Source organism: Microcoleus sp. OTE_8_concoct_300 (assembly GCF_031383065.1).
In the GTDB taxonomy this organism is placed as follows: Bacteria; Cyanobacteriota; Cyanobacteriia; order Cyanobacteriales; family Microcoleaceae; genus Microcoleus.
The window spans coordinates 1-1,398 of record NZ_JANMZH010000286.1 but is presented as its reverse complement, the minus strand read 5'-3'; the positions used below and the strand labels follow the sequence as shown (position 1 = coordinate 1,398).

The window sequence follows — 1,398 nt, the reverse complement described above, 5'->3', positions numbered from 1 at the left end:
TCGTTGTCTTTGCCGCCGAACATGGTGTCGTTGTCTTTGCCGCCGAACACGGTGTCATTGCCGTTGTTGCCGAAAACGCTGTCATTGCCGATGTCGCCTCTAACTAAGTCGTTCTCTTTGCCGCCGTATACTTGGTCGTCGTCTTTGCCACCGTATACTCGATCGTTGCCTTCGTTGCCGTTAACAATATCGTTACCTGGGCCGGCGAATATGAGGTCGTTTCCTGACTCTGCATTGATCGCATCATTGCCGTCGAGGCCGTTGATGGTGTCGTCACTCGGTAAGTTTCCCGGGTTAATTACGCGACCGTCTGGTAAAAATCCCGGTATGACATCGGGGCCGAGAGTTCCTGTTATGTTTGCCATTTTTTTTACTTTACAGGTTAATTATTTTTGCTTTTGGTAGAAGCACCTGTAGAGATTGTTCTGGGTAATATAGCAATCCTTGCAGGAGTCGTAAATTTTTTACCCCACCCCAACCCTCCCCTTAGTAAGGGGAGGGAGTAAGAAATTCACAGATGATTTAGGATTGCTATAGTGCGAAATTTTAATTAACAGATGATTCGGGATAAAAACCTAGTATTTATGTGACTATTGACTAGATTTTTTACCTATAGCGGTTCTCAAGCATGGTGAGGTATGCCCTATGCCCTATGCCCTATGCACGTCGGGTAACTCATGTTACTGAGAAAGGCTATACAACAAACAAATCCCTCACTGCAATTATTTGCTGTCCCGCTGTTTTGGTAACTGTATTTGTGCTTCGATATCCTGTTAATATTGAAGAATGAGAAGGCTCTAGCAATGTTCCAGAAAATTTTAAATTTTTGCCTGGGAATTACTACTTATTTAACTTAGCGGGACTTAGACAAAAACCGAAGCGAAAATGGCTTTAAACCCAGAGCTATAATGACTTTTAGCTCAACTAGGCATAAATCTAGTATTCACAAAGGTTTCAGGCGTTTTTAGGTTCTCAACCTGTTTTCCTTGTGAGCGAGAGGTTTTCAGCCCCTAAAGCAGCTAGAAAAAATCTAATTACCGTTAGGAAATAATGCCGATTGCCCGATTGTTATATTACTGCTAATAGTTAAGCTATAGCTTTTATTACAAAGAAAGGTCGAGTACGCATAAACCCTGTTTTGTCCACCTTTTTAAGTTGAATTCTCTACCTCATCTACCCATTAACCGCTCTATATGTTTCTATTAAATCAACCGATTTCAGGACGATATTTTAAAATATTTGTAGAGCTTTTATGCAGCAAAAATTGGGGTGCACACAAAGCGGTACACCTTACGCCTAACTAACTGTCCGAATATTCATTGGATTGTGGCTGGTTCTTCCTTCTCTTTTTCGCCGTCGGTAAATCCTTCTGTATCATATTTTAATTCTGATACAATT

At 41.3% G+C, this 1,398-nt stretch carries 1 protein-coding gene; it reads right to left on the bottom strand.

The annotated features are described in order from the left end of the window. Positions 1–365, bottom strand: a 365-nt coding sequence (locus ACUVJL_RS13535; protein ID WP_445246321.1) for a calcium-binding protein, incomplete at its 3' end; no start/stop codon positions are given. Positions 366–1,398 lie beyond the last annotated feature (1,033 nt).